Origin of the sequence: Kineococcus sp. GCM10028916, assembly GCF_042674865.1 — a bacterium.
In the GTDB taxonomy this organism is placed as follows: domain Bacteria; phylum Actinomycetota; class Actinomycetes; order Actinomycetales; family Kineococcaceae; genus Kineococcus.
The window spans coordinates 240462-265777 of sequence record NZ_JBHTFM010000006.1 but is presented as its reverse complement, the minus strand read 5'-3'; the positions used below and the strand labels follow the sequence as shown (position 1 = coordinate 265777).

Annotated in this window: 22 protein-coding genes; 11 read left to right on the top strand and 11 right to left on the bottom strand. The window is 73.2% G+C overall.

Features of this window, described 5'->3' with window-relative positions:
• Positions 1 to 67 precede the first annotated feature (67 nt).
• Together ACFQ46_RS08440 and ACFQ46_RS08435 are read left to right on the top strand one after the other, a co-directional pair.
• Complete coding sequence (locus ACFQ46_RS08440) at positions 68 to 832, top strand: DeoR/GlpR family DNA-binding transcription regulator (RefSeq protein WP_380259033.1); 765 nt, start codon at positions 68 to 70, stop codon at positions 830 to 832.
• Positions 833 to 938: 106 nt separating this feature from the next.
• Positions 939 to 2810, top strand: a complete 1872-nt coding sequence (locus tag ACFQ46_RS08435) for an amino acid transporter (protein ID WP_380259235.1) — start codon at positions 939 to 941, stop codon at positions 2808 to 2810.
• Between the two features lie 67 nt (positions 2811 to 2877).
• Here ACFQ46_RS08435 and glpK read toward each other — a convergent pair whose 3' ends face one another.
• The 3 genes from glpK to ACFQ46_RS08420 are packed head-to-tail and all read right to left on the bottom strand — an operon-like array spanning position 2878 to position 6347.
• Complete coding sequence (gene glpK, locus ACFQ46_RS08430) at positions 2878 to 4407, bottom strand: glycerol kinase GlpK (RefSeq protein ID WP_380259031.1); 1530 nt, start codon at positions 4405 to 4407, stop codon at positions 2878 to 2880.
• 19 nt (positions 4408 to 4426) lie between these two features.
• Positions 4427 to 5179 (bottom strand): IclR family transcriptional regulator, encoded by a 753-nt coding sequence (locus ACFQ46_RS08425; RefSeq protein WP_380259029.1) that lies wholly within the window; start codon positions 5177 to 5179, stop codon positions 4427 to 4429.
• Positions 5180 to 5183: 4 nt separating this feature from the next.
• The gene (locus tag ACFQ46_RS08420; protein ID WP_380259027.1) at positions 5184 to 6347 is read right to left on the bottom strand and encodes an ROK family protein; all 1164 of its coding nucleotides are present in this window, start codon (positions 6345 to 6347) and stop codon (positions 5184 to 5186) included.
• Between the two features lie 39 nt (positions 6348 to 6386).
• Here ACFQ46_RS08420 and ACFQ46_RS08415 point away from each other — a divergent pair, with 39 nt between their 5' ends.
• From ACFQ46_RS08415 to ACFQ46_RS08400, 4 genes are read left to right on the top strand one after another with little or no spacing between them, the layout of a single operon-like run.
• The gene (locus ACFQ46_RS08415; RefSeq protein WP_380259025.1) at positions 6387 to 7541 is read left to right on the top strand and encodes an MFS transporter; all 1155 of its coding nucleotides are present in this window, start codon (positions 6387 to 6389) and stop codon (positions 7539 to 7541) included.
• Positions 7538 to 8359: an SDR family oxidoreductase gene (locus tag ACFQ46_RS08410; RefSeq protein WP_380259023.1), complete on the top strand. Its 822-nt coding sequence runs from the start codon at positions 7538 to 7540 to the stop codon at positions 8357 to 8359. The genes ACFQ46_RS08415 and ACFQ46_RS08410 overlap by 4 nt, the downstream gene beginning before the upstream one ends.
• Positions 8356 to 9183, top strand: coding sequence for a shikimate dehydrogenase (locus tag ACFQ46_RS08405; protein ID WP_380259021.1), 828 nt, complete (start codon positions 8356 to 8358; stop codon positions 9181 to 9183). Before ACFQ46_RS08410 ends, ACFQ46_RS08405 begins: the two co-directional genes overlap by 4 nt.
• Positions 9183 to 9848 carry a haloacid dehalogenase type II gene (locus tag ACFQ46_RS08400; protein WP_380259019.1) on the top strand — a complete coding sequence of 222 codons (666 nt, stop codon included), beginning with the start codon at positions 9183 to 9185 and terminating at the stop codon, positions 9846 to 9848. The genes ACFQ46_RS08405 and ACFQ46_RS08400 overlap by 1 nt, the downstream gene beginning before the upstream one ends.
• Positions 9849 to 9870: 22 nt before the next feature.
• Here the strand turns inward: ACFQ46_RS08400 and ACFQ46_RS08395 are convergent, their stop codons facing one another.
• Positions 9871 to 11058: an MFS transporter gene (locus tag ACFQ46_RS08395; protein ID WP_380259017.1), complete on the bottom strand. Its 1188-nt coding sequence runs from the start codon at positions 11056 to 11058 to the stop codon at positions 9871 to 9873.
• Between the two features lie 290 nt (positions 11059 to 11348).
• Positions 11349 to 13115, bottom strand: coding sequence for an enterochelin esterase-like enzyme (locus ACFQ46_RS08390; protein WP_380259015.1), 1767 nt, complete (start codon positions 13113 to 13115; stop codon positions 11349 to 11351).
• 83 nt (positions 13116 to 13198) lie between these two features.
• Here ACFQ46_RS08390 and ACFQ46_RS08385 point away from each other — a divergent pair, with 83 nt between their 5' ends.
• Together ACFQ46_RS08385 and ACFQ46_RS08380 are read left to right on the top strand one after the other, a co-directional pair.
• Entirely contained in the window at positions 13199 to 13711 is a 513-nt protein-coding gene (locus ACFQ46_RS08385) for a GNAT family N-acetyltransferase (RefSeq protein WP_380259013.1), read from the top strand.
• Between the two features lie 90 nt (positions 13712 to 13801).
• Entirely contained in the window at positions 13802 to 13960 is a 159-nt protein-coding gene (locus ACFQ46_RS08380; protein WP_380259011.1) for a hypothetical protein, read from the top strand.
• Positions 13961 to 13964: 4 nt separating this feature from the next.
• Here the strand turns inward: ACFQ46_RS08380 and ACFQ46_RS08375 are convergent, their stop codons facing one another.
• The 4 genes from ACFQ46_RS08375 to ACFQ46_RS08360 are packed head-to-tail and all read right to left on the bottom strand — an operon-like array spanning position 13965 to position 18527.
• Complete coding sequence (locus ACFQ46_RS08375; RefSeq protein ID WP_380259009.1) at positions 13965 to 14504, bottom strand: beta-class carbonic anhydrase; 540 nt, start codon at positions 14502 to 14504, stop codon at positions 13965 to 13967.
• A 1-nt stretch (position 14505) separates the two neighbouring features.
• Entirely contained in the window at positions 14506 to 16401 is a 1896-nt protein-coding gene (locus tag ACFQ46_RS08370) for a DUF2264 domain-containing protein (protein ID WP_380259007.1), read from the bottom strand.
• Between the two features lie 13 nt (positions 16402 to 16414).
• On the bottom strand, positions 16415 to 17407 hold the full coding sequence (locus ACFQ46_RS08365) for a hydroxyacid dehydrogenase (protein ID WP_380259234.1): 993 nt from the start codon (positions 17405 to 17407) through the stop codon (positions 16415 to 16417).
• Positions 17408 to 17465: 58 nt separating this feature from the next.
• The gene (locus ACFQ46_RS08360) at positions 17466 to 18527 is read right to left on the bottom strand and encodes a substrate-binding domain-containing protein (RefSeq protein WP_380259005.1); all 1062 of its coding nucleotides are present in this window, start codon (positions 18525 to 18527) and stop codon (positions 17466 to 17468) included.
• A gap of 83 nt (positions 18528 to 18610) precedes the next feature.
• Between ACFQ46_RS08360 and ACFQ46_RS08355 the strand changes: the two genes are divergently transcribed.
• The 3 genes from ACFQ46_RS08355 to ACFQ46_RS08345 all read left to right on the top strand — a co-directional run bounded on the left by ACFQ46_RS08355 (position 18611) and on the right by ACFQ46_RS08345 (position 23349).
• Positions 18611 to 19198: a histidine phosphatase family protein gene (locus tag ACFQ46_RS08355; RefSeq protein ID WP_380259002.1), complete on the top strand. Its 588-nt coding sequence runs from the start codon at positions 18611 to 18613 to the stop codon at positions 19196 to 19198.
• A 44-nt stretch (positions 19199 to 19242) separates the two neighbouring features.
• Positions 19243 to 20643, top strand: a complete 1401-nt coding sequence (locus ACFQ46_RS08350) for a putative bifunctional diguanylate cyclase/phosphodiesterase (protein ID WP_380259000.1) — start codon at positions 19243 to 19245, stop codon at positions 20641 to 20643.
• Positions 20644 to 21525: 882 nt separating this feature from the next.
• On the top strand, positions 21526 to 23349 hold the full coding sequence (locus ACFQ46_RS08345) for an HD domain-containing phosphohydrolase (protein WP_380258998.1): 1824 nt from the start codon (positions 21526 to 21528) through the stop codon (positions 23347 to 23349).
• A 160-nt stretch (positions 23350 to 23509) separates the two neighbouring features.
• On the opposite strand, the gene ACFQ46_RS08340 is transcribed toward ACFQ46_RS08345, so the two are convergent.
• Together ACFQ46_RS08340 and ACFQ46_RS08335 are read right to left on the bottom strand one after the other, a co-directional pair.
• A complete protein-coding gene (locus ACFQ46_RS08340; protein WP_380258996.1) occupies positions 23510 to 24346 on the bottom strand; it encodes an alpha/beta fold hydrolase in 837 nt (278 codons plus the stop codon).
• Positions 24347 to 24357: 11 nt separating this feature from the next.
• Positions 24358 to 25230 (bottom strand): cutinase family protein, encoded by an 873-nt coding sequence (locus ACFQ46_RS08335; RefSeq protein ID WP_380259233.1) that lies wholly within the window; start codon positions 25228 to 25230, stop codon positions 24358 to 24360.
• Positions 25231 to 25316 lie beyond the last annotated feature (86 nt).

Genomic DNA, 25316 nt, shown 5'->3' with positions numbered 1-25316 from the left:
CGCGTCCTGAACCTCGTTGTGATCGTTGTTGATGACCATTCGATCACAGATGAGGTACTTTGTGAACATGGATGTCGGAACCAGGCACCGCGTGATCCTCGACCTGCTGCACACCCGCGGCCGGGTCGAGGTGCCCGACCTGGCGCAACGGCTCGAGACCTCCACCATCACGGTGCGCCGCGACCTCGACGTCCTCGCCGGTCTCGGTGCCCTGCGCCGGGTCCGGGGCGGGGCGGTGCCCTCGACGTTGCGCGGCGAGGGGTTGCCCTTCGAGGTCCGGGCGGTCGACGAGGCACCGCTCAAGGCGCGCCTCGCGGCCGTCGTCGCCGGTCTGATCGGCGACGGGGAGGCCGTGGTGCTCGACAGCGGGACGACGGGTGCGGCCACCGCGCAGGCCCTGGCCGGTCGCCGGCTGACGGTGATGCCGTTGTCCGTGCAGGGCATCGCCGCCCTCGCCGGCAGCCCCAGCGTCTCCCTGCTGCTGCCCGGGGGCACCGTGCGCCACCCCGAGGGCAGCATCGTCGGCCCGCTCGCCGAACGGGCGCTGGCCGAACTCCGCTTCGACACGGCCGTGCTGACCTGCTGCGCGGCCGACCCCGACGCGGGGGTCACGGCGCACGACCTGGCCGACGCGGCGGTGAAGAAGGCGCTGCGCCGCAGTGCGCAGCGGACCGTCCTCGTCGCCGAAGGGGTCAAGTTCCACCGGACCGCCCTCGCCGTCGTCTGCGGTCTCGAGGAGGTCGACGTGCTGGTGACGGACTCCTCCGCCCCGGCCGAGGTCGTCGCGGGACTGGTGGCGGCCGGGGTCCGGGTGGAGGTCGTCCCGGCGTAAGGAACGCGTCAAGATCCGCGGCAGGAGGTGCGTCCTGGTTGCTCTCGTCGGCGCCCCCTGCGCTGATGGGAGCGTGCGTGCCGCTGAGGTCTGTCGTTCGTGGTTGATGTCGGGATCGGAGGAACGGGCGAGCCGCCACCCCGGACCGCACGGGAAGGGGCGCGTCGAGCACCCGGGTCACCCGTGGTGGAAGGTCGTCTGCCTCACCGGGGTCGACTACTTCTCCACCCTCGGCTACCAGCCGGCCATCGCCTTCCTCGCCGCGGGCGTCATCTCCCCGATCGCGACCCTCGTCCTGGTGGTCGTGACCCTCCTCGGTGCGCTCCCGGTGTACCGGCGCGTGGCGGAGGAGAGCCCGAACGGCGAGGGGTCCATCGCCATGCTGGAGAAGGTCCTGCCCTGGTGGGGCGGCAAGTTGTTCGTGCTCGTGCTCCTGGGTTTCGCGGCCACCGACTTCCTCATCACCATGACGCTGAGCGCCGCCGACGCGACGAAGCACGCCCTGCAGAACCCCTACGTCCCGCAGTTCCTCGAGGGGCACCAGGTGCTGGTGACCCTGGTGCTGCTCGCCGCGCTGGGGGCGGTGTTCCTGCGGGGTTTCTCGGAGGCGATCGGGGTCGCGGTGGTCCTCGTCGTGGCCTTCCTGGCGCTGAACGCCGTCGTCGTGGTCGACGCCCTCACGCACGTCGTGGGACACCCCGTGTCGGTGCAGGACTGGTGGAACGCCGTGCTGAACCAGGGGTCGTCGCCCTGGGCGGTGATCGGCGCGGCCCTCGTCGTCTTCCCGCAGCTCGCGCTCGGGTTGTCGGGTTTCGAGACCGGTGTCCTGGTGATGCCGCAGATCAGCGGTGACCGGATCGCCGGGGCGAAACGCCTGCTGACCGTCGCGGCCATCGTCATGAGCGTGTTCCTGCTCGCGTCCAGCTTCGCGACGAGCGTGCTCATCCCGGCCGCGGAGTTCCAGCCCGGCGGCGAGGCGAACGGCCGCGCCCTGGCCTACCTCGCCCACGAGTACCTCGGGGGAGCCTTCGGCACGGCCTACGACGTCAGCACCATCGCCATCCTCTGGTTCGCCGGTGCCTCGGCCATGGCCGGTCTGCTGAACCTCGTCCCGCGCTACCTGCCCCGCTACGGGATGGCCCCGCAGTGGGCCCGTGCGGTGCGCCCCCTCGTCCTCGTGTTCACGGCGATCGCCTTCCTGGTGACCTGGTTGTTCGACGCCGACGTCGACGCCCAGGGTGGTGCCTACGCCACCGGCGTCCTCGTCCTCATCACCTCCGCCACCGTCGCGGTGACGCTGTCCGCGCACCGCCGGGGCCGACGCGGGGCGACGGTGGCGTTCTCGGCCATCACCGTGGTGTTCCTCTACACCACCGTGGCCAACGTCATCGAACGTCCCGAAGGGGTGCAGATCGCCGGTTGCTTCATCACGGCGATCATCGTGGTCTCGCTGGTCTCCCGGGCCCGTCGCGCGTTCGAGCTCCGGGCCACCGGGGTCGAGTTCGACGAGGTGGCCCGGAGGTTCCTGGACGAGGCCGCGGCCCGGGGGGCGCTGAACATCATCGCCAACGAACCCGACGCCCGGGACGAGGCCGAGTACGCCGAGAAGATGTACGACGAACGCCGCGACCAGCACATCCCCTCCGACGAGCCCGCCGTGTTCCTCGAGGTCACCGTCACCGACGCCTCGGAGTTCGAGACCGAACTGGAGGTCCGCGGGGAGGAACGCTTCGGCCACCGCGTCCTGACCGTCCGGAGTTCGGCCGTCGCGAACTCCGTCGCCGCGGTCTCGCTCGCCGTCCGCGACCGGACCGGGGTCCTGCCCGACGTCTGGTTCGAGTGGTCGGAGGGGAACCCGCTGGTCAACTTCGCCCGCTTCCTGCTGCTGGGCCTCGGCGAGGTCGCACCCGTCACCCGCGAGGTCGTGCGCCGTGCCGTCCCGGAACCCGCGCAGCGTCCCCGGATCCACGCGGGCTGAGCGAGGTGCCGGACGTCAGCGCCGGACGTCAGTGCCGGACGTCAGCGCTGGACGTCAGCGCTGGACGTCAGTGCCGGATCCAGTCGAACGTCCGCTGGACGGCCTGCTGCCAGTACTCCCACCCGAGTTCACGTTCCTCCGGCGCCATCGACGGTGTCCACTGCCCGGCCCGGTGCCAACGTCGGCGCAGGGCGTCGAGGTCGGGCCAGAAACCCACGGCCAGCCCGGCCGCGTAGGCCGCACCCAGCGACACCGTCTCGCTGACCATCGGCCGGACCACGGGGGCGTCCAGGACGTCGGCCACGGTCTGCATCAGCAGGTTGTTCGACGTCATGCCCCCGTCCACCCGCAACGACGCCAGCCGCAGACCCGAGTCCGCGTCCATCGCCTCGACGACCTCGCGGGTCTGCCAGGCCGTGGACTCCAGCGCCGCGCGGGCGATGTGGCCCTTGGTCACGAACGAGGTGAGACCGATGACCAGACCCCGCGCCTCCGAGCGCCAGTGCGGCGCGAACAACCCCGAGAACGCCGGCACGAAGTAGCACCCCCCGTTGTCCTCGACGGTGCGGGCGAGGGTCTCGATCTCCGGTGCGGTCGAGATGAGACCGAGGTTGTCGCGCAACCACTGCACCAGGGCACCGGTGATCGCGATGGAACCCTCCAGCGCGTAGACCGGGGGTTCGTCGCCGATCCGGTGCGCGACGGTTGTCAGCAACCCGTGGGTCGACCGGGTGATCTCCGTACCGGTGTTCATCAGCAGGAAACTGCCCGTCCCGTACGTGCACTTCGCCTCCCCGGGGGAGAAGCAGGTCTGCCCGAACAGGGCGGCCTGCTGGTCGCCCAGGGCCGCGCCGATGAGGGCCCCCGGCACCACCGTGGTCGCCTTCCCGTAGACCTGCGAACTCGACACGATGTCCGGCAGCGCCCGGCGCGGGACGTCGAAGACCTCCAGCATCTGCGGCGAGTAGTCGAGCGTCTCCAGGTCCATCAGCATCGTGCGGCTCGCGTTGGTCACGTCGGTGACGTGCCGCCCACCGTCGGGACCGCCGGTCAGGTTCCAGACCAGCCAGGAGTCGATCGTCCCGAACAGCACCTCACCGTGCTCGGCGCGGCGCCGAAGGGCCGGGTCGTGGGCGAGCATCCACCCGATGCGCGGCCCGGCGAAGTACGTCGTCAGCGGCAGACCGCAGACGTCGGTGTAGCGGTCGGACCCACCGTCGGCCGCCAGACCCTCGACGAGTTCCGTGGTGCGGGTGTCCTGCCACACGATCGCCGGGCTCACCGGATCACCCGTGCGCCGGTCCCACGCGACGACCGTCTCGCGCTGGTTCGCGATCCCGATCGCCACCACGTCGGCCGCGGTGGCCTCCACCTGGGCCATGGCCTGCGGGACCAGTCGCGCCACGTTGCGCCAGATCTCCGCCGCGTCGTGCTCCACCCAGCCGGGTCTCGGGTAGTGCTGACGGTGTTCCCGCTGGGCGATCGCCACCAGCCGGCCGGCGTGGTCGAAGAGGATGCAGCGGGTCGAGGTCGTGCCCTGGTCGATCGCGATGACGTAACCGCGGTGTTCCGGGCGCTGTTCGGTCACTCCGGTCATCCTGCCCGATGCCGCCCGTTCAGCGGTCACGCGCGCCGAGCCCCCGCGAGATGGACCGCGCGGCGTGGCGGACGGCCGGTACCAGCCCGGCCCGCGGTCGGCCCTGGGGGTCCACGAGGCGGTCGGCGTCGCCGTCGATCCCGATCGCCCCCACGACCAGCCCGCCGAGGTCGCGGACCGGGGCGGCGATGCCCGCGCCGCCGACCTCGAGCTCCTCCACGTCCAGCGCCCAGCCCTGTTCCCGGACCGCGGCCAGGGTGCGGCGCAGCGCCGCCGGGTCCGTCGTCGTCCGCGCCGTCATCGCCGTGAGCCGTCCCCGGGGGCGGACCGGGGCCGAGGCCAGCAGCACCTTGCCGAGCGCGCACGCGTGGGCCGGCAACGAGGCGCCCGTGCTGAGTTCCTGCGCGCTGTCGTCGGGCCGGAACACGTGGTGCACGACGAGCGCCCGCCCCTCCGCCAGCATCGCCAACCGCACCGATTCCCCCGTCCGGCTGGCCAGGGAGTCGGCCCAGTTCACCGCCCGGGCGCGCAGGTCGTTCGCGTCGATGCGGGGTCGGCCCAGGTCCGCCAGCCCGGGGGAGGCGCGGTAGTCGCCCGACTCGTCCTGCTCGACGAAACCCACGTCGACGAGGGTGCGGACGATCCCGTGCGCCGTCGTCTTCGCCAGGCCCAGCGCGTTGCCGATGTCGACGACCCCGAGACCCTGCCCGGCGCTCGCCAGCAACCGCAGCACGGCCGCTGCGCGTTCGATGGACTGGATGGGCCCCGGCACGGGCTCATCCTGCACCCCGGGAGCGTTCCAGCCGGTCCCACGACCGCGACCAGACCAGTTCCGCGGCCCCCACGAGCGGACCGTCCGCGCCGAAGGCCCCGCTGGTGAGCACGGGGGGCGTGCTGCGACGCAGGGTCATCGACCCCTCCTCGAGCGCGGCGCGCACGGTGTCGGGCGCCGCGTCGTGCAGGCGTGCGGCCAACCCGCCGACGGTGACCAGGTCCGCGTCGAGCGCGTTGACCAGACCCGCGATGCCGCGGCCGAGGTTCGTCGCGATCTCCGCGACCGCGCGCAGCGCCTCGACGTCACCGCGCCGGGCGCGGTCCAGGACGCGGTGGCTGAAGGCGACCGGGTCGTGGGGTTCGTCCTGCCGCAGCGACCGGGCGAAGGCGGCTCCGTCCAGGGCCGTGCCCCAGCAACCGCGGGCACCGCAACCGCAGGAGCGGGCGGGATCCCCGAAGGGCAGGTGACCGAACTCCCCGGCGCTGCCGTGGGCGCCGTCGACGAGTTCCCCGTCGGCGGTCAGGGCACCGCCGAGACCGGCGTCGAGGTGCAGGTGGAGGGCGAGCCTCGCCCCGACGGCCCGGCCGCGGACGGACTCCGCCGCGGCGGCGCACCGGGCGTCGTTGCCCGCGAGCACGGCCTCGGCGGGCAGGTCCGGGGAGCGCGGCCAGGCGGTCCGCAGGTCGACGTCGCGCCAGCCCAGCAGGGGCGCCTCGAGGAGGTGGCCGTCGCGGACGACGCCCGGAGCGGCCAGTCCCGCTCCGCGCACCCGGCGGGGGAAGCGGCGCAGCATCGTGCGCGCCGCCGCCCGGACCGCGGTGAGCACGGGGTCGGGGGAGTGCGAGGGGTGCGGACCGCCCGCCTCAGCCAGGGTCGCCCCGCCGAGTTCGACGACCCGCAGCCGCCAGTCCTCGTGGGTGATCTCCGCGGCCAGCACGAGCGGGCCGTCCGGGTGGGGGAGCAGGGGGCGGGTCGGTCGCCCGCGCCGGCCCTCCGAGGAGGCCTCGCCCTCGGACAGGAGGTGGTCGGCCAGCAACCGGACGACGATCTCGGCGGTCGTCCCCGTCCCGGTGCCGAGTTCCCGGGCGGCGTCGGCGCGGGTGAGGCCCGGACGCAGGTGGGTCAGCCGCAGCAGTTCGCTGCCCAGGTTCCGCCGGTTCGACATCCCTCTCCTTTTGCTCGGTGCGCGAGTATATTACGGGTCGTGCCGTCCCCGCAGCGACTCCCCGTCGCACCGCTCGCCCTCCTGACGGCCTCCCTCTTCGGGGCTGTGACCACGGAAGTTCTTCCCGTGGGCTTGCTGCCGCAACTCGCCGAGGCGTTCGACGTCGACCGGTCCCGCATCGGCTGGTGGGTCTCGGCGTACGCGATCGTGGTGGCCCTGGGTGCGATCCCGTTGACGGCGTGGCTGGCCCGGTTCCGGCGACGACGGGTGCTCATCGGCCTGCTGAGCCTCTACGCCCTGAGCAACGCGGCGATCCTGTTCGCCCCGGGATACGGCTGGGCGGTCGCCGTGCGACTGCTGGGCGGGGTCGCGCACGCCGGGATCTTCTCGGTCGTCGTGGGCACCACCGTCGCGCTGGTCGCCCCCGGGCGCCGGGGCCGGGCCCTGGCCGTCGTCAACGGTGGCGTCGCCCTGGCGCTGGCCGCCGGGGTTCCGCTCGGCACCGCGCTCGGGGAGGCCGTGGGGTGGCGGTGGGCCTTCGGTGCCGCGTCGATCCTGCTCGCAGGGTTCGCCCTCGCCGCGCTGGTGGTCCTGCCGCGCGACGACGCCCGGTTCGCCGGTGAACCACCGCCCTCGGTGCTGACGGCTCTGCGCGGACGCCGCCTGCGCACCGTCGCCCTCGGCGCCGCGGTCGTCGCTCTCGGGCACTTCACGGCCTACACGTACATCACCCCGATCGTCCTGGCCGCCGGCGTCTCGCAGGGCGGTGTCAGTACCGTGCTCTTCGGTTACGGCGCAGCGAGCTTCGCCGGGCTGATCGTGTCCGGGAACCTCGTCGACCGCTACCCCGGTCGCTCGCTGGCGGGAACCGTCCTCGTGGTGACCGCGTGCCTGTTGGCGGCCGCGGCCGCCCTGGGGTCGCACGGTGCCGTGGTGGTCGTCCTGGTCGTTGTCTGGGGAGCAGCCTTCGGTGGGTTGCCGACGTTGACGCAGACCGCCGCTCTGCGGGCCAGTCGTGACAGCGACGCGGCCCCGGCGGTCATCAACGCCACCTTCAACGTCGGGATCGCTGGTGGTGCCTGGCTGGGCGGACTCCTGCTCATGGTCGACCTGCGGGTGGCGATGGTGGTCGGGGGAGTCCTCGCGGCTTCCGGGTTGTTGGCGTTCCGGCAGCGGCGCATGATGCTCGCGTGATCAAAACGTGGTTCATCACCGGAACGTCCCGAGGTTTCGGCCGCGAGTGGGCCGTCGCGGCCCTCGAACGCGGCGACCAGGTGGTCGCCACCGCCCGCAACGCCGCCAGCCTCGACGACCTGGCGTCACAGTACCCCGACCGCCTGCTCGCCCTGACCCTGGACGTCGACGACAAGGGGGCCGTCGAGGCCGCCGTGACCCAGGCCCTCGAACGGTTCGGGCGCATCGACGTCGCCGTGAACAACGCCGGGTACGGCCAGTTCGGGATGGTCGAGGAGATCACCGAGGCCGAGGCCCGCGCGCAGTTCGAGACCAACGTGTTCGGGGCGCTCTGGGTGACCCAGGCCGTGCTGCCCGTCATGCGGACCCAGGGCGGCGGGCACGTCCTCCAGGTCTCCTCCATCGGGGGGATCTCGGCGTTCCCCAACATCGGCATCTACAACGCCTCCAAGTGGGCGCTCGAAGGTTTCAGTCAGGCGCTGGCGGCCGAGGTCGCCGACTTCGGCATCAAGGTGACGCTCGTCGAACCCGGTGGTTTCTCCACCGACTGGGGCGGATCTTCCGCCAAGCACTCCGCACCGCTCCCGGCCTACGACGAGTTCCGGGTCAAGGCGGCGGAGGCCCGCGAGCGCCGGGTCTCCTCGCCGGGCGATCCCGCCGCCAGTGCCGCCGCCGTCCTCGCCCTCGTCGACGACCCGAACCCGCCGCTGCGGGTGTTCTTCGGCACCGCCCCGATCGGGATCGCCACCGCCGACTACGAGTCGCGGCTGGCGGAGTGGAAGCGGTGGCAGCACCTCTCGGAGCTCTCGCAGGGGTGAGGTACCTCGTCGGGTTGATCGGCAGCGGCATCGGGCCGTCCCTCACCCCGGCCCTGCACGAACGCGAGGCGGCTGAACTCGGGATGCACTGCGAGTACCGTCGTCTCGACCTCGACGTCCTCCGGGTGCCCGCCCGGGACGTCGGGCGGCTGCTGGACCGGGTCCGCTCGCAGGGGTGGGCCGGGGTCAACGTCACCCACCCGTGCAAGCAGCTCGTCCTCGCCCACCTCGACGAGCTCGACCCCGACGCCCGGGAACTGGGCGCGGTGAACACCGTCGTCTTCGACGGGTCGCGAGCGGTCGGGCACAACACCGACACGACGGGTTTTCAGCGATCGTCGGCCCGGTTCCTGCCCGACGCCGAACTCGACCGGGTGGTTCTCGTCGGGGCTGGCGGCGCGGGTTCCGCGGTCGCGCACGCCCTGGGGCGCGCCGGGGTGTCCTCGCTGGCCGTCGTCGACGTGGACCCCGCCCGGGCGGCGGCCGTCGCCGCGGTGGTCGGTGGTTCCGCCCACGGCCCGGCCGACCTGCCGGAACTCCTGACCGACGCCACCGGGATCGTGCACGCGACGCCGACCGGGATGGCCGCGCACCCGGGAGTCCCGTTCGACGTGTCGCTGCTGCGCCCCGCGCAGTGGGTCGCGGAGGTCGTGTACCGACCGCTCGAGACGCCACTCGTCGTCGCGGCCCGGTCCCGCGGGTGCCGGGTGCTGACCGGGGGAGGGATGGCCGTCTTCCAGGCCGTCGACGCGTTCCGCTGGTTCACCGGGGTGGAACCCGACGCGGAGCGGATGCTCCGCCACTTCGAGGAGATGGTGCGGTGATGACACCCCAGGTCGCGGTCTTCGACGTCCTCGGGACCGTGCTCGACGAACGGGGAGGTTTCCGCGCCGCACTCGCCGCCGCGGGAGCGACCGGGGCGGAACTGACGGAACTCACCGACCGGTGGCTGGGGGAGGTCGACGGTGACATCGCGGCCATCGCCTCCGGCGCGGCGGCCTGGCGTCCCTGGGAACAGGTGATCGCCGAGGCCCTCGCCCGCACCGTGCCCGACGACGTCCGGGTGGAGGACCCCGAGGCGTTGCGCTTCGTCGGGCGCCGGCTACCAGCGTGGGGCGACAGTGCGGCCGGGATCCGCGCGCTGCGGTCTCGTTGCCGGGTCGTGGCCCTCTCCAACGCCGGGTTGCTGCCCCTGGTGGAGTGTTCCCGCGCCGCCGGCATCGAGTGGGACGCCGCCCTCTCGAGCGAGATGGTCCGATCGGCGAAACCCGACCCGCGGGTCTACGACTTCGTCCTGGACCTGCTCCGTCTCGATCCTGAGGACGTCGTCATGGTCGCCGCCCACCCCTGGGACCTGCGGGCCGCTGCGGAACGCGGCCTGCGGACGGCGTTCGTCGAGCGTGCGGGGGAAGGGGTGGCGACGGTCGCTGACGCCTTCGACTGGACCGTGGCCGATCTGAGGTCGCTGTCGACCGTCGTCGGTGCCTGATCACCACCGCTCGGCGAGCGCGTCAACCTGGGTGCACCGACCGTGGCGGCGGTTGAGTCCGCAGGCTCCGCCGGGCGACCACCCACACCAGCAACGCCACGCCGTAGGCGATCACCCCGGCCAGGGTCACCGCGTTCCACCCCCCGGCCCGCCACAGGACGCCGGCGACGGCGGAACCGCACGCGGCCCCGACGAAGTTCGCCGTCACCAGGGCGGTGTTCAACCGGCTGCGGGCCTCGGGCGCGGCGGCGAACAACCGGGTCTGGCTCAGCACGTTCGTACCCTGGACCGCGACGTCGAAGACCACGATGGTCACCAGCAACGCGATGACGTGGTGCCCGAACCGACCGGCCGCCGCCATCGACAGCAGGGCCAGGGTCAGGGTGAACCCGTTGGCCGGTACCGACCAGCCCCTGTCGTGGAGTCGGCCCACCCCGCGGGCGGCGAGAGCCCCGAGCAGGCCGGCCACACCGACCAGGCCGATCGTGCTCAGGGAGTACGAGTAGGGCTCCGCCGAGAGCAGGTAGGTCAGGGCCGTCCAGAACATCGTGAAGACCCCGAAGTTCACGACGCTGAGGACGATCGTGACCTGGGCCGACGGTCGCCGGCGGACCTGGGTGAAGACCGAGGCGATGAGGCGCGGGTAGGGAACGCCCGGGCGGGTCGGTAGTTCGGGGATGGCGCGGCGCAGGGCCACGGCCAGCAGCAGCGCGGCGACGGCGGCGACGGCGTAGATGCTGCGCCAGCCCGCCAGGTCGGCGACCACCCCCGCGATGGTGCGCGAGAGCAGGATGCCGATGAGCCCACCGGAGACGACCGTGCCCACGACACGGCCGCGCTGGTCGGGTTCGGCGAGGTCTCCGGCCAGCGGGCCGAGGATCTGGGCGGAGACCGTCGTGCAGCCGACCAGCCCCAGTGCCCCCAGCACGAGGGGGAAACCGGGGACGGCGGCGACCAGGCCCAGCGCGACCGCCGAGACGGTCAGCACGATCGGCACCAGGCCGCGTCGATCCAGGACGTCACCGAGGGGCACCACGAGCAGGATGCCCAGCGCGTACCCGACCTGGGTGACGGTGAGCAGCGTTCCCGCCTTCGCGTTCGAGACCCCGAGGGAGCGGCCGATCTCCTCCAGCAAGGGCTGGGACCAGTAGAGGTTCGCGACGGCGGTACCGCTGGCGATCGCGAACAGCAGGGTCCTGGCGGGGGTCATGCCTGGCGTGGAGGGTCCGCTCCCGGCCGGCGTCCGTGCCGTGCTGGACAAGGGAGGTTCTCCTGGGCGTGTCGGGTGCGGGTCGATCGGTGGGGTCAGGTGGTGCCGCCGTCGTCGGGCGACGTGCTGCGGCGACCCCTGCGGGCCGTCCTCCACGGTAGGAGACGCCGAGCCCGGCAGGGAGTCCCTGTCAGTACCCGTCTCCGCTGCATGCCGCCGCAGCGCCGGAGGGGAGCCGAGGCAGAGGAGGAACCCGGGTGCTGTCCCCCTCTGCCCGATCCCTTCGTCCATCAGCCGAGCGTTGCGTTGCCCGTCGCGTCGGCCGGCTTCGCGGCGGCGCGCCAGGAGGTCAGCGAGCCCTTCTGGGCGGCAGGGGCCTGGGCGACGACGTGGTCGGCCAGCAGGTCGTAGAACTCCCGGGTCGTCCAGGGTTCCCAGCCGTGGGGCTGGTTGCGGCCGAACCGGTACGTGACGTTGGACCCGGCGAGCTTGTCGACGCGTTCCTTGAACAGGTTGACGCCGTCGTTGAGGAAGTAGGTGTCGGCGTCGCCCACGTAGATGGTCAGCTGGCCGTCGAGCTTCTCGCGCAGGTCGTCCCAGTGCTTCTCGACGTAGGTCGCGAGGTCGAAGTGGTCCTGCCAGTAGGCGGCGACGTCGTGGTCGATCTCACCCGTCGTCTTGTCCCAGATCGGCTTCGGGTAGCCGTCGTCACCGCGGGGGGAGAACACCGCCTGCCAGACGTCCCACTGCCCGAGTCCGGAGCGGCCGCGGCTGCCGAGCGCGCGCTCCCAGCCGTTCTCCTGCCCCATCGTGTACTGCGACTTGCCGCTGACCTCGCGCGCCGACGGCACGGGCACGTCGAGGTAGGCGTGGTGCGTGACGTAGGCGTTGTCGTCGCCGTAGACGTCGACGAGCTGGTGGGCGTGGAAGTCCAGCGGGTCGGGGTAACCGGCCCAGGCGCCCTGGTAGAGGTCGGGGTAGAAGATCTGCGTGGCCGCGGCTTCCCAACCGCCCGTCGAGCCGCCGGAGAGCACGCGGGCCCACGGCGCGCCGATGGTGCGGAAGCGACGGTCGACCTCCGGCAGCAGTTCCGTGTTCAGCGCGGTGCCGTAGGGGCCGATGTTCGCGGTGTCGACGGCGTAGGAGTCGTCGTAGTAGGGGTTCTCGTGGCGGAAGGTCACGGTGATGAACTTCGGTGCGGTGCCGGAGAGCCAGTACGCGCTGAACGCGTTGCTCCCGTCCTCGGTGAACCTCCGCGGTGCGTCACCGGGGAAGTGACCGTGGTTCAGCTCCATCGGGTAGCGCACGGTCCGGTTCGCCGCCTCGTCGTAACCCAGCGGCAGCAGGACGTCGGCGGCCACGTAGGTGTCGCGGCCCCAGAACTCCGAGAGCACCGCGCTGCGGATCTTCACGTGCTTGACGTGCTGCGACTCCTCGGGGTTGCCCTGCTGCGACGTGCCGCCCGCGGGGACCGGTTCGGAGGGTTGCACGGCCGTGTCCAGCGTGAGGTGCACGGTTCCCCGGCCCCCGGTCGCGGGGACGGTGACCTCCACGACGGGGCCGTAGAGGTTTCCGGTGGAGGCGAAGACGTCGTGGCCGTCGCCGCCGGGCAGGTGCAGGTCGATCTCCGCACCGTCGGAGCGGGAGAAGTGCGTGTAGACGTTGAAGAACGCCTGTGCGCGGTAGGTGCCGGGGGGCAGCGACGAGGCGTCGGCGAGGGGGAACCCGACGGCCGGGGCCGCCAGGGGGACGGTGGTGCTGCGGCCCGGGGCGAGGCCGGTGACGTCGAGGCCCCAGAACGGCACCCCGTCGGCGACGTCGCCGGCCTGCTCGCGCGGCTCGCTGCCGGCGTCCGTGGTGAGGATGACGTAGACGCGGCCGGTGACGGCCTTCGGCGTCAGCCCCGGCGCGAGGGTGACGGACGCGGTCAGGGGCGGTCGGCGGCGCGCGGTGGTCTCCTCGGCTGCCGAGGCGGCAGGTGCGCCGCCCACAGCGGCGGCGGCGGCACCCACCCCCGCGACCGCGGCGACGAACGAACGACGGGACGGTGCGGTCACGACGGCTCCAGGTTGTGGTGGGGCGAGCACGTGCAGTCGTGCGGAACGTAGCAGCGGTGCTGGGACGACACCAGGATCGGCCCGTGACCGCGGGGTTCCTCGTCCGACGTGCGCTCGTCGCCGACGCGCGGGCCGTGGCGCGGGTCCACGTCGACTCTTGGCGGCAGACCTACCGGGGTCTCGTGGCGGACGCGGTGCTCGACGACGCGGGGCTGCTGAGTTCCCGGGAACGGTTCTGGATCGGCGCCCTCACCGACGAACGGTGGAGCGCGAACCGGATCGCGGTCGCCGAGGTCGACGACGTGGTGGTCAGCATCGCGATGTCCGGTCCGTCCGACGCCGACATCCAGCGGCTGCACCTGATCTACCTGGACGCGGCCCACCACGGTTCGGGCGCGGGGTCGGCTCTCCTCGACGCCGTCGTCCTGCCGGCCGAACCCGCGGTGTTGGAGGTCGCAGAGCCGAACCGCCGGGCGCAGGCGTTCTACCGCAAGCGGGGTTTCGCACCCACCGGGTCCGGAGAGGTGATCGACGGGGTGCGAGAGGTCACGTGGGTGCGGAACGGTCCACCGGGTGCAGCCGACGAGAGTCGATGAAGCCCGAGTCTCCCCGGGGTCGCGGAGTTCTCGCCGGTTTCGACAACTCCGCGGACCTCGGTGGACTGCCGCTGCCGGACGGGTCCACCTGTGCCCGACCGGCGGGTCGTCCGCGCGAACACCCCGCCGCACCTGTACCCGGGCGACCGGACGGCCGCGGAAGGGTTCGGGTCCAGCGCCGGGTACCTGCGCTCGATCGGGCTCGACGGCGATCAGGTGCGCGCGTTGCGGCGACGGGTGACCCCGTGACCCGTCAGGGGACCCGGGGCGGTTCCTCGGCGGTGGCGTCGGCGTCCACGACGAGTTCGATCGCCCCGGTCCGCACGTCGTAGATCCCGCCGGCGACGGGCATCTTCGGCGGCAGGAACGGCCACGACCGGATGCGCTGCACGTCGTGGACGAGCGTCGTGCGCTGGTCGGAGATCGTGCGGAAGTCGATGCTGCGCGAGTCCACGCCCTGGGCGAGGACCTTCGCGTGCACGTCGCTGTCGGTGTTCTTCGTCATGCCGCAGTCGGTGTGGGCGAGGACGAGGACGCGGTCCACGCCGAGCAGGTAGTGCGCGAGGACGAGGGTGCGCAGCACGTCCTCGGTCACCCGGGCGCCGGCGTTGCGGAGGATCTTCGCGTCCCCCTTGGCCAGGCCCAGCACCTCCAGCGGGGAGATGCGCGAGTCCATGCACGTCAGCACGGCGAGGCCGGAGCCGGCCACCCCGGGACGGCCGTCGTCGACGAAGGTCTTCGCGTACTCGGCGTTGGCGGTCAGGACGTCGGTGAAGGGATCCACACCGCACATCTCACCATCCCGGCTCGACCTGCGGAACGGGCCCGTCCACGTCGGCCTGCGAGCGGGTGCCGTCGGCCCACCTCACCCGCACCCGGGCGCCGTCGAGGACGACCTCCGGGGCCGGGCCGGGGTCGACCCCGGAGAGCGAGACCGCGACCACGACCAGGCCGTCACCGGCGTGGCCGCGCGCTCGGGGGACGAGGGCCCAGGCTCCGAAGGCGTTGCCCGCGGGCGCGCGGACGACGTCGAGGTCGGGAACGCCGCGGACGGCGAGCAACCGGCTGCTCGGACCGGGTGCGGTGAGGGTGATCGACGTCGTGTCCAGCTGCTGCTCCAGCAGACCGGGGTGGTCCGCGGCCACCGCCCAGCCCGTGACCGTCACGGTGGTCCCGGCGGGGACGGCGTCGAGGCGGAAGACCCGGACCTCCCACGCGCCGTGGGCGAGGACGAGGGAGAGGACCTCCGCCTGGGGGAGTTCGGTGCCGACGAACTCCGGGTGGTGCCGGCTCGCGGCCCAGCCGGGACCGGTCCCGGCGGGGGTGAAGGCGTGCCGGACCCCTTCGACCCCGCGCGCGCCGAGGACGACGGTGTTGTCGGCGACGTTGTGGGCCGACGTCGGGCCGGTCCTCGTGGAGTAGGCGAGTCGGGCGTAGAACGGGTCGGGGCGCCCGTCGGGGCCGCCCGGCCGGTGGTGGTCGGACCCGTGGTTGTGCACGCGGACCAGGCCGTCGGCGGTGTTCTGGACGAGCCAGCCGGCGGGGGCGACCGGGGTCGTCCGCGACGGGGCGAGCGCGGGAACGGGTTCTTCGGTGGCCGTCCACAGCGGGTGGTCGGGACCGGCGAGGAGCGCGGAGAACGCCTTGGACGACCAGTACGGGGAACCGGGTCCGGAGTAGCCCTGGACGCTCGCGGGGTGCGGGCCGTGGAACCCGCGGGTGAGGAGCCCGTCGGTGGTGGCGCCGCGGTCCAGGAAGTAGCGGACCCCGGAACTCAGCAGCGTCCGGCTGACGCCGGGGGCCCACGGGGTGTTCCCGGTGACCGCCCCGAGGGCCACCGAACTGACGGTGGCGAACCGGTAGGTCAGCGACCGGCCCTGGTGCAGGGGTGCGCCGTTGCCGTCGAAGGTCAGGGCGAACGTCGTGAGGAACTCCCGCAGTCGCGCGCCGAACCGCTTCCCGAGGTCCTCGTCGCGGCGCAGGTGGGAGTACAGCACCGGGTAGAGGTGCATGGCCCAGCCGACGTAGTGGTCGAACATCCGGCCGTCGCCGTCGGTGTACCACCCGTCCCCGCGGTACCAGCCCTCCAGCAGGTCGAGGGCGCGCGAGATCGCTGCCTCCGTCTCGGCGTCCCCGCGTCCGGCGCCGGTCAGGAACGAGGCGACCGCCATCGGGAACAGGTACCAGTTGTTGGGTGCGGGTTCGTGGCGCAGACTGCCTCGCAGCCACGCCTCGACCCGGTCCTGCTCATCGTCGGACAGCCTGTCCCACAACCACTCGCGGGTGAGGTCGAGCGCCAGGGCGATGGAGGCGGACTCCACCATCGGCTGCCCGCCGGACCGGACGGAGCGGATCACCGGCCAGGACTCGGCGTCGTCGGAACCCGGGTCCCGGGTTCCGGCGAGGAGCCCTCGGCGGTAGTTCCCGAGGTGCCCGTGCGGGTCTGCGCCCCCCTCGCCCGCGACCCGGAACGCCGCGGTCAGGAACGTCCGGGCGAAACCCTCCAGACCGTCGGAGACCCACCCCGCACGGGCGGGTTCCCCCGGCAGGTCGATGCGCCCGAACCCCGGGGTCGCCCACGGCCGGACGGCCAGCAGCAGGTCGTCGGCCACGGCGAGCCAGTGGGCGCGGGTCCAGCCGGTGAGCGGGGAGAGGACGCGGTCCTCGGGGACGTTCTCGAGGAGGGACACCAGCGGAACTCCTTCAGGCGGTGCGGGACAGGGCGGGGTGGGCGACGGGGTGGGCCAGCGGCAGGCCGTCCGCGAGACGTTCGACCTCGTCGGCGGCGGCGGCGGTGAGCCGGCGCATCTCGTTGCCCAGCGATCCGGCGACGTGCGGGGTCAGCAGGACGTTCGGGCACGACCACAGGGGCGAACCCGGCGGCAGGGGTTCCGGATCGGTGACGTCGAGGACGGCGCGGAGCCGGCCGCTGAGGAGTTCGCGGGTCAACGCCTCGGGGTCCACGACGGCACCCCGCGCGGTGTTGACCAGGGTCGCGCCGTCCCGCAGCGACGCGAGGACCCGGGCGTCCACCAGACCGCGGGTCTCGGGCAGCAGGGGGGTGTGGACGCTGAACACGTCGCTGCGCCGGGCGAGTTCCGCCAGGCTCACGGGCTCGGCGCCCAGTGCCCTGAGTTCGGAGTCCGGGACGAACGGGTCGTGGACGAGGACCTCGAGGTCGTGCGGTTGCAGGAGCTCCAGCACCCGGCGACCGACGAGGGAGGCGGAGAGGATCCCGACGGTCGAGCGGTAGTTCCCGGCCGACTCGCTGAACCGCATCGCGGTCCGGGCGCGCTCGACGCGGAAGGCGTCGGCGGCGGGCAGGACGGCCTTGCCGGCGAGCAGGACCATGGCGAGGGTGTACTCCGCGACGGGGACGGCGTTCGCGGCCGCGGCCGAGGACACCTGGATCCCGCGTTCCCAGCAGGCGGCGCTCACGTGGTGACGCACCGACCCCGCCGCGTGCACGACGGCGCGCAACCGGGGCGCGGCGTCGAGCACCTCCGCGTCCAGGACCGGGCACCCCCACCCGGTGACGAGGACGTCCACCCCGGTGAGGACCCCGAGCGCCCGCGGGCTGGTGAACTCACTCAGCAGGTTCTCGTCGAGGTCCACGACCGCACGCAGCCGGTCGAGGAAGGTCCGGTCCACGACCCGGTCGCGACTGGCGGCGCTCATGGCGAGCGCGGCCCGCATCTTCGCTGGCACGGGGTCACCGTCCCGGCGGTGGGCCGGACAGGTCAAGACCGTTCGATCAACGGTGATCGATCGCTCGGACGCTGTGCCGTTCCACGAGCCGGGGTGCGATCTCCAGGTGGCGGCAGGGGGCGTCGGAGGCCGTCGTGCGCCACCCCAGCAGGTCCACCGCGGCCCGGCCGACCTCGCGCTTGGGCGGTGCGACGGCGGTGAGGCGTACCTCGCCGAGTCCCGCCACGACGTCGTCGTAGGTCACGATGCTGAGGTCGTCCGGCACCCGGATCCCCGCGCCGGCGAACCGCGGGAGCATGGACAGGGCGTCCGGGTCGGCGTGCACGAGGATCGCCGTCGCCCCGTGGCGGCGCACCGCCTCGACCGGGTCGGGAGCCGTCAGCCGGTGCTGCTGGTCGGCGTGGTCGGCCGACAGCAGCGGCTCGGCGAGCACCGGCAGACCGAGGGAGCGCAGGGCGTCGGGCAGGCAGGCGCGCACGGTGCGCGAGGTCGGGGAGTCGTCGCGGCAGAAGGTCAGGATCCGCCGGTGGCCGTGGGCGCGCAGGTGCGACAGGGCCAGGTGGACCCCCGTGGCGTGGTCGCTGCGGACGGCGTCCCGTTGCGCGAGTGCGGATCCGCGGGGAGCGAACCGCTCGAGCAGGACGAGCGGGGGTGACGTCGGCCAGGACGGGACGCTCACGTCCTCGCTCACCTCCTCGGGGGAGTGCCACCGCGGGGCGTAGAGGATGCCGGACACCCCGCGGGTGCTCGCCGCCCGTTCGATGGCCGTCCGCGTCGCCACCGGCCCCCGGGCGACCTCGAGGACGTAGCGGCCGCCGTGCGCGGCGACGGCTTCGCGCGCGCCGTGCAGGATCTCGCCGAGGTAGGCCCCCGAGGAGGACGACACCGCCACGACGGTGCCCAGGACCGGACCCCCGGGCAACGCGGCGGTCACGATCCCGTGCCGCCGGGTGAGTCGACCCTGCTCGGCGAGCGCCTCGACGTCGCGACGGACGGTGACCGCCGCCATGCCCAGTTCGAGGGCGAGGTCGCTGACCCGGGCGCTGCCGCGGGACGTGACCAGGGCGGTGATCCGTTCACGCCTGGCCACCGGGCCGTCGACCGTCATGGGGCATCTCCCGCCTCGTCGCGATGATCGAACGATCCTCACCCGTCGGACCCGACGGCACAAGGGGCGCGTATCGTCGCCCTGTGTCGATCCTCGTCGTCCGTCACGGCCAGACCGAGTGGAGCCTCTCGGGGCAGCACACCGGCAGCACCGACGTCCCGCTCACCGCAGCGGGCGAGGTGCAGGCCCGTGGACTCGCCCCCGTCTTCGCCGACCGCAGCGTCTCGGCCGTCCTCGTCAGTCCCCGCCAGCGGGCCCGGCGCACCGCCGAACTCGCCGGACTGAGCGACGTGACGATCGACGACGACCTCGTCGAGTGGGACTACGGCGGCTACGAGGGCCGCACCACGGCCGAGATCTCGGCCGAGCTCGGACGCGAGTGGTCGGTCTGGCACGACGGTGTCGTCCCCGGGCAGACGCCGGGGGAGACCGTGCACGCGGTCTCCGCCCGCGCCCGCGCGGTCCTGGACCGGGCGCAGGCCGCCGAGGGCGAGGGTGACGTGGTGCTCGTCGCGCACGGGCACTTCCTGCGCATCCTGCTCGCGACCTGGCTGGGGCTCTCGCCCACCGCCGGTGCGTTGTTCGCCCTCGAGGCGGGCACCTGGGGAGAACTCGGCCGTGAGCACGGCCGGCCCGTGCTGGTCCGCTGGAGCGTTCCGCCGCTCGGCTGAACCGGACGGCTCAAGTCGTCACTGCGCGTGCCGATGGTGCTCGTGTGACAGCCGCCTCGATCGCCTGGACCACCTCGGTGCTCGTGATCGTGGTGGCCTCCGTCCTCCTCACCGTCCTCGTCCGCCAACGCGACCGGGCCCGTGACGAACTCGCCCGCACCGACCCGCTCACCGGGCTCGGCAACCGCCGCGCGCTCGTCGAGTCGGGTGAACCGCTGCTGGCCTCGGGGCGCGGTCTGGGGCTGCTGCTCCTCGACCTCGACGGGTTCAAGGACGTCAACGACACCCTCGGGCACGCGGCCGGGGACGAGGTCCTCGTCCAGGTCGCCCGGGTCCTCACCGCCACCGTCGGCGACCGGGGTCCGGTGACCCGCCTCGGTGGTGACGAGTTCGCCGTCCTCGTCCCCGCGCCCGGCCCGGGCGACGACCTCGAGGTCGTCGCGAAACGCCTCCTCGCCGCCCTCTCCGTCGGGAGCTTCCACGCCGGGGTCGTCCCGATCGACCTCCAGGGCAGCATCGGGATCGCCGTCGCGGGGGTCGACGGGAACTCCCTCGGGGAACTCCTGCAGCACGCCGACATCGCCATGTACGCGGCCAAGCGGAGCCGGGTCGGGGTCCTGCGCTACGACGCCGCGAGCGACCCGCACTCGGCCGGCGGCCTGGAACTCCTCGGGCAGCTGCGCGGGGCCATGGACGCCGACCAGCTCGAACTGCACTACCAGCCCAAGGTCTCCGGTGACGGTTCCCGGTTGGTGGGTTTCGAGGCGCTGGTGCGCTGGAACCACCCGACGCGGGGTTTCCTGCTGCCCGCCGACTTCCTGCCGTTCGTCGAACGCACCAACCTCATCCACCCGCTGACGCGCTGGGTGCTCATCACGGCGTTGCGCCAGGCCGCGACCTGGCGGGCCCAGGGCGTCGACGTCTCGATGTCGGTGAACATCTCCGCGGTCACCCTCGACGCGGGCCTGCTGGGTGTGGTCGAGGAGGCCCTGGCCCTCACCCGGTGGACCCCGTCCGCGCTGGTGCTCGAGATCACCGAGACGGCCATCATCAACGACCCCGAGGGCGCGCGGGCCACGGTCGCGAAGCTGCGCGAGCGCGGGATCCGCGTCTCCGTCGACGACTTCGGGGCGGGCTCGACGAGCCTCGGCCACCTGCGCGGTCTCGCCGTCCACGAACTCAAGATCGACCGGCAGTTCGTCTCCGAGATGGTGGCGCACCCGGAGGACGAGGTCATCGTGTCCTCGGTCATCGCCCTGGCCCACCAGCTCGGACTCGTCGTCGTCGCCGAGGGCGTGGAGACCCTCGCCTCCGCGGACCGGTTGTGCGCGTTGGGCTGTGACGAACTCCAGGGCTTCTTCTTCGCCCGTCCGCTGCCGGCCGAGAAGGCGCTGGCCTGGGCCCGCACCGAAGGGATGGCCGGCGCCGCCGTCGAACTGCGGTAGGTCGTGGTCGGCGGGTCAGCGCTCCCGGCGCCACCCCTGCGACTCTCGTCCTGGGTCCACGAGGGCGGGTTGCGGCCCGAGTTGCCGGCGAAGTCGAGTCCTCGGTCGTGGACGGGTCGATCGACGACGCCACCGGCCACGACTCCGGCACGACCGAGCGTGACGGTGAAGCCCAGCTCTCCATCACCCCAGGCCAGGCTGGAGGGCTCGTAGCCGGCGGCGCTGACGCAGTCGCGTTCTGCGGCGAGAGCTCGCTCGTACTCGCGGCCGCTCACCTGGCCGTCGTCGAGGATCGCCGCCTGTGGGGCGGGAGCGTCCTGGGCCAGCTGCGCGATGGCCGCGGGGTCGTCGACCGCCTCCAGGGCCAGGGCGGTGGGACTGTCCGGGTCCAGGCCGTGGGAGCACGCGGTGACGGGCAGGAAGGCCGCTGCGGTGAGCACGAGCACAGCGAGGTGTCGCCGGGCGTGTCGCACGAGTCCGCGCACCGCGGGATGACCGCGCGGTCATCCGGTCTCTGGTGGCCGCAGGTCACGGGGTACCAGGTGGTGCGAGGCTGCGTACGTCGTCGAGGAGGCTCGCGTGAGAGATGTCCGAGTGGTCGGTGCGCTCGTCGTCGTGGCGGTCGTGCTCGTACTCCTCCTGGGTCAGTGGCTCGGAGGTGAGTTGTGGCCCGTGCGGGATGCCACGAACTGAGATCCCGCCCTCCGCGTCCTTCCCACCCGGTCCACCGGTTCGAGAGCGAGCCCGCGGTGGTGGCCTCTCCGCGCCGAAGATCGAACTGAGTCCCCCCTCGCGGGATCATCGCTGGGCCGGCGTCGTCCGATCAGGTGATGTCCGCCTGCTCCGGTTCACCCAGGGGGAACTCGTCCCGAAAACAGGTGGATGCGCACGGGCCCCACCCAGAACTACGGCGAAGCGGCCGGGCGGACCTGGCGACCCCGTCCCGTCCTCGCCCGCAGTGTGCGAGCCGTTGCCGTGCTCGGACCGCTGGTCTTCGCCCTCGTCGTCGGGGCCGCGGCCGCGCGGTGGGCACCAGCCGAGCGCCTCCGGCTGAACGCTGCGGTCTGGCTCGTGCTCGTCGTGGCGCTGTCCTCGGCGGTCATGGTCGTGGCGAACCGGTGGCTGCGCCGGCTGCTGCCGTTGGCCTCCATGCTGCGGTTGAGCCTGGTGCTGCCCGACCACGTCCCCAACCGGTTCGCCGTCGCCCGTCGCCGGTGGTCACCGGAGAAGCTCGCAGGCAGCGGGGGCGCCGAGCACGGGAGCGCGCAACAGCTCCTGGCCCTGATCAGCGCGCTGGCCGCCCACGACGCATCGACTCGTGCCCACGGCGAACGGGTGCAGGCCTACGCGGCCCTCATCGGCCGGGAGCTGGGGTTGTCCGGGGAAGACGTCGACCGCTTGAGCTGGGTGGCGCTCCTGCACGACGTGGGCAAGATCCACGTGCCGACCGAGGTCATCAACGCCAAGGGGCGGCCGTCCGAGGAGGGGTGGGCCCGTCTGCAGTCCCATCCCGCTCACGGCGGTGAGCTCGTCGAACCCCTGAGGTCGTGGCTGGGGCCGTGGGTGGACGGGGTGGTCCAGCACCACGAGCGTTGGGACGGACAGGGGTACCCGCGGGGCCTGGCGGGGGCGGACATCTCGTTGGCGGCCCGGGTCATCGCCGTCGCCGACACCTACGACGTGATCACGTCAGCCCGTTCCTACAAGAAGCCCATGTCAGCGGAGCAAGCCCGAGCTGAGATCACGCGCTGTGCCGGGGACCAGTTCGATCCGGACGTCGTCCGCGCGTTCCTCTCGGTGGGCCTGGGTCGTCTGCGGATCGTCGCGGGGCCCGCGACCCTTCTCGCGGCCCTGCCGTGGATGGGGTCCATCCCGGCGCAGGCCGTGTCGACGGCTTCGGCGGCCGCCCAGACCGCCGGTGGCCAGGTCGCCACCGTCCTCCTCGCCACCGGGATCGGGGTGAGTTCGAGCGTGACAGCGACGCACGCCGTCGCTGACGTCCTCCCCACCAGTGCCGCCACCTCCGCTCCCACCTCCACACCGGTGGCCACGCCGACGAAGACACCGCACCCGGCAACAGCGCACGAGGGAACGGCGCATCCGACGAGCGGGCAGCGGTCCTCCACGAGCAGCGGCCCTGTCGATCTCCCCGTTCTCGAGCCCGTCCCCACCTCGTCTCCGACGTCCTCGCCGGCCGAGGCCGGCAGCCCGACCAATTCGACCAGCCCGACCAGCCCGGTCGACACGCCGGAGGCCGGACCGACCAGCGTGGCGACGTCCTCCGCCCCGGGGGAGCCCGACACGGCCGTGCGGCCCGAGCGCACGACGTCCACGGAGAACGGCCCCATCGCGCCCGCGCCGGCCAAACCTGCGCCGGCCAAACCTGCGCCGGCCAAACCTGCGCCGGCCAAACCTGCGCCGGCCAAACCTGCGCCTGCCAAACCTGCGCCTGCGCCCGCCAAACCTGCGCCTGAACCCGCGCCCGCGAAACCTGCGCCCGCGAAACCTGCGCCCGCGAAACCCGCGCCCGCGAAACCTGCGTCGCCGGAACCCGGCCCTGAGAAGGCTCCGCCGGCCAAGCCTGCGGAGCGCTCCCCTCTCCAACCCGCGGCCGGTAGGGCTGGATCTGCTGAGACTGCACCGACCAGGGCTGCGCCCCCTGAGCCTGCGCCTGCCCAGCCTGCACCGGAACGGCCCCGCTCCTGAAGGCGTTGTCGATGACGGTCCACCGGCCGCGCGCAGCTCGGCAGGTCCGTGACGTCGTGGGAGGCGGCTGATGTGGTCCTGAACGAAGTGCACGCCGCACCGGGTGACCGCGACGAGTCGCCGCGGTCGTGGGTGGTGGTCGGTTCGCGCGCCGGCAGGCCTAGGGCTGCCGGCCCGCGGCGGACAGGACCGCGTCCGCGACGGCCTGGGGGGCCAGTTCGGGCACCCAGTGGCCGGTGTCGAGCTCGACGTGGCGGTAGGGACCGCGGACGTGGTCGGCGGTCCGGTCCACGGCGGCGCGGGCGTAGAACGGGTCCCGTCGACCGTGGAGGTAGGTCGTGGCCACCTCGACGTCGCCGACGGGACGGGCGAACGGCAGGGCCCGGTACCAACCCAGCGCTGCGCGCAGGCTTCCCGGCGCGCTGTGCCGGCGGGCGTACCCGGCGGCGAGGTCTGCGGGCAACCCGCTGCGCTGCAGGGAAGCTGACAGGAGGCCACCGCCCCGGGCCAGCAGCAACCGCTCGGGCAGCAGCGGCAGCTGGAAGAAGCCGACGTAGGTCGAGCGCAGCCCCTGCGTCGAGGACGTCACCGCGCGCCGGTAGGCGGCCGGGTGGGCCTGGGAGAGGACGGTCAGGGACGCGAGCCGTTCCGGGTGCGTCGCGGCCAGGGCCCAGGCGACCACCCCGCCCCAGTCGTGGCCGACGAGGTGCACCGGCCGGGCCGGCCGGGTCGGCGTGGCCGCGTCCAGCAACGCGACGACGTCGGCGACGAGCTCGGGCAGCGCGTAGTCGCGGCGGTGCCGGGGCCGGGCGCGCGCGCCGTAACCCCGCTGTTCGGGCACGAGCACCCGCAGCCCGCCCGCCACGAGCCGGGGCACGACGGCGTCGTAGGCCTCCGGGCCCTGCGGGAACCCGTGCAGGCAGACGACCACGTCCCCGTCGGCGGGGCCGTGGTCGCCGGTGGAGAACTCCAGGCCGGCCCGGGTGAAGGAGTCCACCGACGTGCCGGTCAGCAGGCGGTGACGCGGGTCCAGCCGCCGTCGACCTGGCGCAGCGAGACGACGTTGTAGCTGCTGGTCAGGCCCAGCGCGTCGCGGGAACCGCGGGCGTAGGCGTAGCCGTACAGGCTCACGGCGCGGTCGGCGGCGACGTGGGCCCGGGTGCTGTCGCGCACGCACGTGGTCGGGGTGGGGGTCGGGGTGGGCGTGGTGGGCCCGCCCCCGGCGCGCACCAGACCCGCGGCGAACCGGGCCCCCTCCGTCGTGGCCCCGTTGCTGGGGTAGCTGAGGTGGCTACCCGTCCCGGTCTTGGGGGCGCTGCCGCAGACGGTGTCGCTGCTGTTGCAGTAGTCCTTCGACTTCGGCCCGTAGGTGGTGCTGGCGGTGGCGATGGTGCGTCCGCTCAGCCCCAGCGGGTTGCCGAACACGACGACCGCGGCGACGCGACCGGACAGCTCGGCGGGGACGGGCGTGCCGGTGGTGGTTCCCGTGCGGATGCCCACGGCGATGTCGGTGACGGTCGCGCCCTGGGAGTAGCCCCCGAGGACGAAGCGGGTCGAGGGGCAGGCCGCGGCCACCTCGCGCACGTGGGCGCTCATGTCGGTGGCACCGGGGCCGGCGCTGGTCTGGGAGGAGTTGGCGGCGTAGTCCACGGCGTAGGAGGTGACGGTCCGGTCCGACAGCTCGCTCGTGAGGGCCCGCACGAAGGGTGAGCCGACGATGCCGAGGCCGGGCGTCTCGCCGGTGCCGCGTGCGAAGACGACCTCGACGTCGGAACAGGTGGCGGCGGAGGCCGGTGCGGCGGCGCTCAGCAGGGCGCCACCGGTGGCGGCGAGCGCGGTGAGGGTGGCGACCAGCCGGCGGGACGAGGGGATGCGCAGCACGGGTTCTTCCTCCACGACGTCGGGGCGCGGCGGCGGGTCGCCGCTCAGCCGGTGCACAGCATGCCCGGCCCCGCGGTCACCGGCAA

Excerpts from the sequence above, each read along its gene's own strand:
- glpK (WP_380259031.1), bottom strand. The coding sequence starts at position 4,407 with ATGACCGGAGTGACCGAACAGCGCCCGGAACACCGCGGTTACGTCATC.
- ACFQ46_RS08360 (WP_380259005.1), bottom strand. The coding sequence starts at position 18,527 with ATGACGGTCGACGGCCCGGTGGCCAGGCGTGAACGGATCACCGCCCTG.
- ACFQ46_RS08365 (WP_380259234.1), bottom strand. The coding sequence starts at position 17,407 with ATGCGGGCCGCGCTCGCCATGAGCGCCGCCAGTCGCGACCGGGTCGTG.
- ACFQ46_RS08400 (WP_380259019.1), top strand. The coding sequence starts at position 9,183 with ATGACACCCCAGGTCGCGGTCTTCGACGTCCTCGGGACCGTGCTCGAC.
- ACFQ46_RS08395 (WP_380259017.1), bottom strand. The coding sequence starts at position 11,058 with ATGACCCCCGCCAGGACCCTGCTGTTCGCGATCGCCAGCGGTACCGCC.
- ACFQ46_RS08435 (WP_380259235.1), top strand. The coding sequence starts at position 939 with ATGTCGGGATCGGAGGAACGGGCGAGCCGCCACCCCGGACCGCACGGG.
- ACFQ46_RS08345 (WP_380258998.1), top strand. The coding sequence starts at position 21,526 with ATGCGCACGGGCCCCACCCAGAACTACGGCGAAGCGGCCGGGCGGACC.
- ACFQ46_RS08375 (WP_380259009.1), bottom strand. The coding sequence starts at position 14,504 with ATGTGCGGTGTGGATCCCTTCACCGACGTCCTGACCGCCAACGCCGAG.
- ACFQ46_RS08420 (WP_380259027.1), bottom strand. The coding sequence starts at position 6,347 with ATGTCGAACCGGCGGAACCTGGGCAGCGAACTGCTGCGGCTGACCCAC.
- ACFQ46_RS08440 (WP_380259033.1), top strand. The coding sequence starts at position 68 with ATGGATGTCGGAACCAGGCACCGCGTGATCCTCGACCTGCTGCACACC.